The sequence below is a fragment of the Shewanella sp. genome (assembly GCF_051658185.1).
Classification (GTDB): Bacteria; Pseudomonadota; Gammaproteobacteria; order Enterobacterales; family Shewanellaceae; genus Shewanella.
The window spans coordinates 1-6,551 of sequence record NZ_JBOFMC010000159.1 but is presented as its reverse complement, the minus strand read 5'-3'; the positions used below and the strand labels follow the sequence as shown (position 1 = coordinate 6,551).

Annotated in this window: 6 protein-coding genes and 1 pseudogene; 6 read left to right on the top strand and 1 reads right to left on the bottom strand. The window is 51.4% G+C overall.

What is annotated here, in order from left to right; all coding sequences use genetic code 11:
- The 4 genes from ACRCZA_RS06580 to ACRCZA_RS06565 form a co-directional block, all read left to right on the top strand.
- Nucleotides 1-1,098, top strand: a 1,098-nt coding sequence (locus ACRCZA_RS06580; protein ID WP_438673656.1) for a hypothetical protein, incomplete at its 5' end; no start/stop codon positions are given.
- A gap of 138 nt (nt 1,099-1,236) precedes the next feature.
- On the top strand, nt 1,237-2,109 hold the full coding sequence (locus ACRCZA_RS06575) for a nucleotidyltransferase family protein (protein ID WP_438673655.1): 873 nt from the start codon (nt 1,237-1,239) through the stop codon (nt 2,107-2,109).
- On the top strand, nt 2,102-3,175 hold the full coding sequence (locus ACRCZA_RS06570) for a phosphotransferase enzyme family protein (protein WP_438673654.1): 1,074 nt from the start codon (nt 2,102-2,104) through the stop codon (nt 3,173-3,175). Before ACRCZA_RS06575 ends, ACRCZA_RS06570 begins: the two co-directional genes overlap by 8 nt.
- A 107-nt stretch (nt 3,176-3,282) precedes the next feature.
- On the top strand, nt 3,283-4,707 hold the full coding sequence (locus tag ACRCZA_RS06565) for an MFS transporter (protein ID WP_438673653.1): 1,425 nt from the start codon (nt 3,283-3,285) through the stop codon (nt 4,705-4,707).
- A gap of 25 nt (nt 4,708-4,732) precedes the next feature.
- Here the strand turns inward: ACRCZA_RS06565 and ACRCZA_RS06560 are convergent, their stop codons facing one another.
- Entirely contained in the window at nt 4,733-5,566 is an 834-nt protein-coding gene (locus ACRCZA_RS06560) for a sulfotransferase family protein (protein ID WP_438673652.1), read from the bottom strand.
- On the opposite strand from ACRCZA_RS06560, the gene ACRCZA_RS06555 reads away from it, so the two are divergent.
- Nucleotides 5,565-5,732 carry a hypothetical protein gene (locus ACRCZA_RS06555; protein ID WP_438673651.1) on the top strand — a complete coding sequence of 56 codons (168 nt, stop codon included), beginning with the start codon at nt 5,565-5,567 and terminating at the stop codon, nt 5,730-5,732. The genes ACRCZA_RS06560 and ACRCZA_RS06555 overlap by 2 nt on opposite strands.
- 129 nt (nt 5,733-5,861) lie before the next feature.
- Nucleotides 5,862-6,065: pseudogene (locus ACRCZA_RS06550) on the top strand (DUF4172 domain-containing protein); the annotation flags it as partial.
- Nucleotides 6,066-6,551: the final 486 nt, after the last annotated feature.

Here is a 6,551-nt window from a genome sequence, read left to right as displayed (position 1 = left end):
GCGGGGCACGCCGCTCAAGGCCAGACTCGTACGGCCCCCGTGGAGGCGCACGCCGCGGTCGATATGAAGGCAAGCGCGATTGAAGCGCATGCTCGCAAGGCGGCTGATGTTGAAGCGATTGATATTGAAGCGGTTGTTGGTGATCGTGATGCCCAAATCCTGCGCCGTGATGAGCTGCGATTTGATGCGTTGACTCGCATGGCGCCATCATCTGTTGAGCTGATGGTGCAAGACGCCATTATTGATGGCTCGGCTGAGGCGACTCATCCGAGCCGCGTTGAGTCCGCTTTTATTGAGCCGCTTTTTGCCGAGCAGAGGACCGATGAGCCTGTGCGCCGTGCATCGCGAGCCGCGGATGAGGTGGAGTGGCGGATTGACTCAGAAGATCGCCATGCTGAGCCGCAAGAGCTTGAGGATGGCGATGATGCCGAAGAGGTGCGCCGTCGCCGGGCTGAGGATAAAGAATCCGGCTCGATGACGGAGCTCATTCGCGGCTTACTTGAAAAGCTCGCGCCTTATCGCCGCTATCTGGTGTTGCCCAAAAGGGTGTTGGTGTTGCCTAAAACGGCCTTGTCTTACCTTGTGCAGTTATCCCCGCGTCATCGGCGTCTTGTTGGTCTTGGCTTAGGCGCGCTGGGGACATTTGCCTTGATTTGGGGGGTATGGCCAAGCAGTGATACAGATACTGCGGCGCAGAGCGTGGTGAATGCGGTGCCCGTGGCGCCCGCTGTCGGCAATCGGCAGACCCTTGAAATGCCGGATGGGTTTTCTGTTGCCCTTGAGGGCGAGGTGTTTATCATGCGCTGGCTCGGTGAAACCGGTCAGGCCCATAACATTTGGTCGCTTGCTACCGCCAAGGGAGATAAAACCTGCCGAACCTTAGTGTTTAACAATGGCACTGAGTATCGCCCTGTGACGGTGGATTTGACGGCCGATTCCGCGACTGAAGCGCGGTTCTCGCCGTTAGATACGGCGGGGATTATTGTCGATCTCGCCCGTCGTGGTAGCCTGGGGTTGTGTGGTTATAAGTTCAGTTTAAAGGGCAGCCAAGCCGTGCTTGAGCAAAATCGCACCTTTGCGAATTATTTAGCGCAATAATCATCGCCACACTCTAGCCACAATCGGAGGGGTAGATTACACTTTTGCTCCTCTTTTCTCTTGTTGGGCCGGCTGGAGTCATCCGCTATCGCCCTGCGACAGAAACACTTTAAGATCAACAGAATATTGTCATCCAACATGAATACAGAATTGACCTTAGTCATTATGGCGGCGGGGCTGGGTAGCCGTTTTGGCGGCGATAAACAGTTAGCCGCCCTTGGCCCAGCGGGCGAACCCATGTTGGTGTTATCGATGCTATCGGCTATTCGCAGCGGATTTCAGCGTGCTGTAGTTGTGATCCGCCCTGAGCTTGAGGCCGAACTTGCCGCGATATTGACGCAATATTTACCGGCAAACTTTGAATACCATTTTTGTTATCAATCATTAAGTGATTTGCCGCCAGCAGCAACGCTGACGGATCTCCGTCATCGTGTAAAGCCTTGGGGGACGGCGCATGCGCTCTGGTGTGCCCGCGACTGGGTGACAGGCCCGATGGCGGTAATCAACGCCGATGATTTTTACGGTGACAGTGCCTTTGTCTCTTTGGCAACAGGCCTAACCGCCAGACCCCATGAGTGGATGATGGTGGCGTATCCTATAGCGCTGACGCTATCTGAGCATGGCGGCGTCAACCGTGGCTTATGCCATGTTGAGCAAGGGCTGCTGCATTCGGTCGCCGAATGGTTAAATATTCACACCCAAGATGATGGTCTTATTGGCGAAGGCCCAAAGGGATTGGCCCCGCTTTCGCCGCAGTCTTTGGTCTCTATGACCTGTTGGGGCTTTTCGCCCAGCATATTTGATGTGATTAAACAGGAATTAACCGTATTTATCGAACAGCAGGGGCAATTGCCGAAAGCGGAATGCTATTTGCCTGCGGTGGTGCAGGCCGCGATTGCGCAAGGGCAGGCGGTGCGTGTTGATGTGGCCAGCGAGCCTTGGCTCGGGGTGACCTATCCCCAAGACGCTGTCTGGGTAAAACAGAAATTAATGGAGTTATTGAGTGATTAAACTCATCAGGCAGTCAGTATTACCGCATTTTGGGATTGAGGCGCAAGAGGCCAAAATCTCAGCGTTAGGCAATGGCCATATTAACGATACCTTATTAGTGCGTTGGCCTTCTGGGGAGTTGGTGCTGCAACGGATTAATACCCAAGTGTTTAAGACGCCGCAGGCCTTGGTCAGTAATGCCGATAAAATCAGCCACCATTTATGTGCTAAAGCGCTGCAACAGCAGTATGGCCTGAAGGTGGTGAGCCCTTGCTTAACGCAAGAGGGCGAGCTGGCTATCGATTTAGGTGAGCAGGGTTTTTGGCGTGCTATCAGTTACTTGCCACATAGTTTAAGTATCGAAGTGGTGAAGTCTGAAACGCAAGCTGAAATGGCTGCCAAGGCTTTTGGCCATTTTGCCAGCGCATTAAGTGACTTTGATGCCACTGAACTTGAGGATGTGATCCCGCAGTTCCATCACTTGCCTGGGCGTATGGATATGCTGCGCCAAGCGGTGCAGCAGGATAAAGCCAAGCGCTTAGATGCGTGCCGTCAATGGGTGGATTATGCGTTATCGCAACAGTCGTTATTGGATGAATTAGCCGAAATCACCCCGCAACTTCCACTGCGGATTTGCCATAACGACACTAAAATCAATAACATGCTATTTGATAAGCGCGACATGTCGAGTATGGCGATCATCGATTTAGATACCTGTATGAAGGGGTATCTGATGTATGACTTTGGCGATATGGTGCGCACGTTTTGCTCGCCAGAGGCGGAGGACTCCACCGAACTTGCCAATGTCAGCGTGCGCCCGTCTATTTTTGCCGCGATTTGTCGTGGCTATTTAAGTGAGCTGGGCGAGGTGTTGACCGAGGTTGAAAAGCGCAGCCTGTGGCTCGGCGCGCGGGTAATTTGTTTGATGATCGGCGTGCGTTTTTTAACTGACCACCTTAACGGTGATGTGTATTTCCATGTTCACCGTGAAGGCCATAATTTGGACCGGGCGGCCAATCAATTTACCTTATACCAAAGTCTGCTCGACCAAGAAGCTCAGCTTAACGCGTGTTTTACGGTTGTTTGATGAGTTAAAAACGCCCCAATTGAATTGGGGCGTTTTGTTTTTCAACACGATACGACATAATCGGCATTACAGAAATGCGCTTAACATCATAGGGATTTGTGTGTGGTATGAGCTTACCTGTTGCACCGGATATCATCCTAAAAACCCCACGGTATGAACGTAATACTTGGTTAAGGGGCACCCTGCGCCGCTCGCAGCAGGAGGCGGTTGCCTCCTCAATGATGACGGCCACCAGCGATAATTTTTTCAATGCCTATGCCATTTTTCTCGGCGCAACCTTAGCGCAAATGGGGTTTGTGACTGGTTTGCCACAACTTTTTGGGGCATTCACGCAACTGTTTTCGGTATGGCTTGCGAGCCATTTTTCCCGCCGCAGCTTTATTGTTTTTTGTGCTGCAATGCAGGCGGGAGTGGTGATGGCGATGGGCGCCCTTGCGGCGTTTGCTCCCGCCCATGCTGTGTGGGTATTTATCGCATTAGCCGTTTTTTATCATGGGTTTATTAACCTTATTCAGCCCCACTGGCGGGCGTGGATGGGCTCGATTGTGCCCGAGCGCCGCCGTGGGGCATTTTTTGCGGCGCGCACCCGTTTGACCATGGCCGCCTCTTTAAGTGTGTTTTTTGTCGGTGGCGGTATCCTCACGTTTACGGATTCGCAGCAGATGGCGTGGCTAGGCTTTACGCTGTTGTTTTCAATGGCGGCGATGGGGCGCTGGGTATCGGCTTGGTTGCTGCTTAACATGCATGACCCGGAGCCGCATTTGCCAAAGCAGCCGGGTGTATTTGTGCAATCTCTCAGGCAATTTCGCCAAGCGTGGCAGGATAAGGTGTTTCGCCAGTACAGCTTATTTGTTGCGGGAATGCAGGCGATGACGGCCATCTCGGCGCCTTTTTTCGCGGTATACATGTTAGAGGAGCTAAAGTTTAGCTATTTTGAGTTTGTGCTAGCCAGTGTCGCCTCCATTGTGACTCAGTTTATGACCTTGGCATTTTGGGGCCGATTTAGCGACTTATACGGCAACCGCTTGGTGATGATTATCACCAGCAGCCTGATCCCGAGCCTGCCCTTGTTGTGGCTATTTTCAACTCACTACGGTTATATCTTGCTCCTCCAAGCGTTTTCGGGCCTTGCTTGGAGCGGTTTTACCTTAAGTACCGCCAATTATCTGTATGACATCCGCCCCTTTCGCAGTGATTTTGCCGCCTATGCGGCGCTGCAGGCGGCGCTCAGTGCCGGGTTAGTGTTTGTTGGAGCCATGGTCGGGGGCACGATCGCCACCCATGCGGCGGATTTTTTAGCATGGTCAGGTTGGGGCAGTTGGCTTGAAAGCCCCATATTTGTGGTGTTCTTGGTTTCGACGTGCATGCGCACTTTAGTGACGCTGTGGTTTATTCCGCGTTCGGTGGAGCCGAAGATCCGCCCGCGGCCAAAATTGCTGGAATTGGTGTTTAGGATCCGCGGTTTTAATGCCATTTCAGGCGTGAGTCTCGATTGGCTTACCGTAGTGAAACGCCGCAAGAATACTGATTAGTCACGAGCAGTGGGGCGCGCAAGCCTCACATCTTATAATCAAAAAACTGACGTTTGTCTGGCCCCGCAGCATTGGCGCTGATCTTGTTAGGGTGTTTATATTCATCCCAACTGGCCACATTGCGGCCGACATTCAGCTTAGGAAAACTCAAATTGTGGTTGTCGCTGCTCGCTAATCCCATAAACCTTAATAGCTGGCCGAGGGCACCTTGTTGGCTAACATCGATCGTTAACAAATCGTCTCGGTGGCCAAAGTAGTCGAAAACCTCTGTTTTATGGCGTTGATAACAATCGCTAAGATGCTGTTCATCTTGCGGGTTTTCGACGATGCCTACACCGAAGGTATGGCGAAAACTGCGCTTCATGATTGGGTGGAATCGGCCGGTTTTTGCATCCAAATGTGGCAGCATTCGACTGAGTAACATCTGCATCGACGGTAGCCAAACGCTTAGCTCGCGCTCAATATAGACAAACTTGGCCTCGGGGAAGAGTTTATCTAACTGCTTGAAATCGCTAAAGCAAGGCGCATCAGAAATCGCATCTGCCTGCATAAAGGCGGCTTTGGTAAACGCCATGTGCGCCACTTTTAAGCCTTGCTCTAATAATGCCACGCTTACGCTGGTCGTCCCCGTGCGCGGCAAGCCGATAAAAATAACCTTCTGTTTTTGCTCGGCAGCCACCGATTCAGGCATGATGGCATTAGGCTTGGTTGAGCTTGGCCTGAATGCACTTGGCTTGATTGAACTTGGTTTAGTCGAGCTTGGTTTCGTTGAATCTCGCAGCAGCTCAGTAGGTTGCGCATCACCGGTATTGGTATGGACCTGAGAATGGAAAGGGGCAGTATTTACGGTATCAGGCATGGCGTGGACTCTGCATATTCTCGTCAGTGTGGTTGTGGTGATGGGTGTGCAAATTGGGTTTTACTATGAACGCTTATCAACGCCGGCAGTATATCCCAGCCCACAGGTTTTGGTAGCGCAAAGCTTATTGTTGGTGTGTCTGCACCGTCCTGCGGGTGCATATTAACAGCCATAATTTCCTTTACTCTATAAGCTGTTGGGCTAGATGAGGCGATTATCTGTATTATTTGCCTCATTTTTTGAGGCGAATAGGTTTGTTAATCGACTCATTATGTGAAGAAAATAGCACTTCACAGCCAAGCAGCTCAATCGGATGTTAGATGGCGATTTTGAATTAGGGATGAGTAGTAGCCAGTACCAAAAAGTCGCTAAGGTGAGCCGCGCCACCACCACCCGTCATCTTGCGCAAATGGTCGAGCAAGGCTTTTTAGTAAAAGCCGACGCCGGCGGCCGAAGTACGAGGGACTTATTGCCGAGTGAGAAATGGCGGCAAGTTTAGCTTGGTGGCAGCTCAATGAGTCGCTGCCGGACATCGTTGCCGCGTGGAATGACGACCGATGTCGTCAGTGAGCGATGAGTTTAACGCTCAAGCAGTATTTACTCTCTGTCGTAAAAGGCAAGGCCATTCGATTCATCGCAATTTACAATTTGGATCAAGTTGTTATGTGATATATTCGCGACAACTTTGATTGCGAGTATTGGGATGTATCTGGCGATGGAACAGCTCGGGATTTACGAAAAGCTAATGACTCAACTCATTGAGCAGCGTTTAGATAAAGACATCTTTTTTGTTGGAGAAAGGAAGCTAGAAGTTGCTGAAGCAAGTGTTTGACGCGCACGGGTGGTTTTGTCGGCCGCGCTGAATGCTGAATGTGGTTTGATGTGTGTTAGCGCGGGCCGCTGGATTTTTATTTTTTGGGAGTTGTATGTCTTCTACCGTTACGGCGCTTCCCTATACTTGGGTGCTGTTCGATGCCGATGAAAC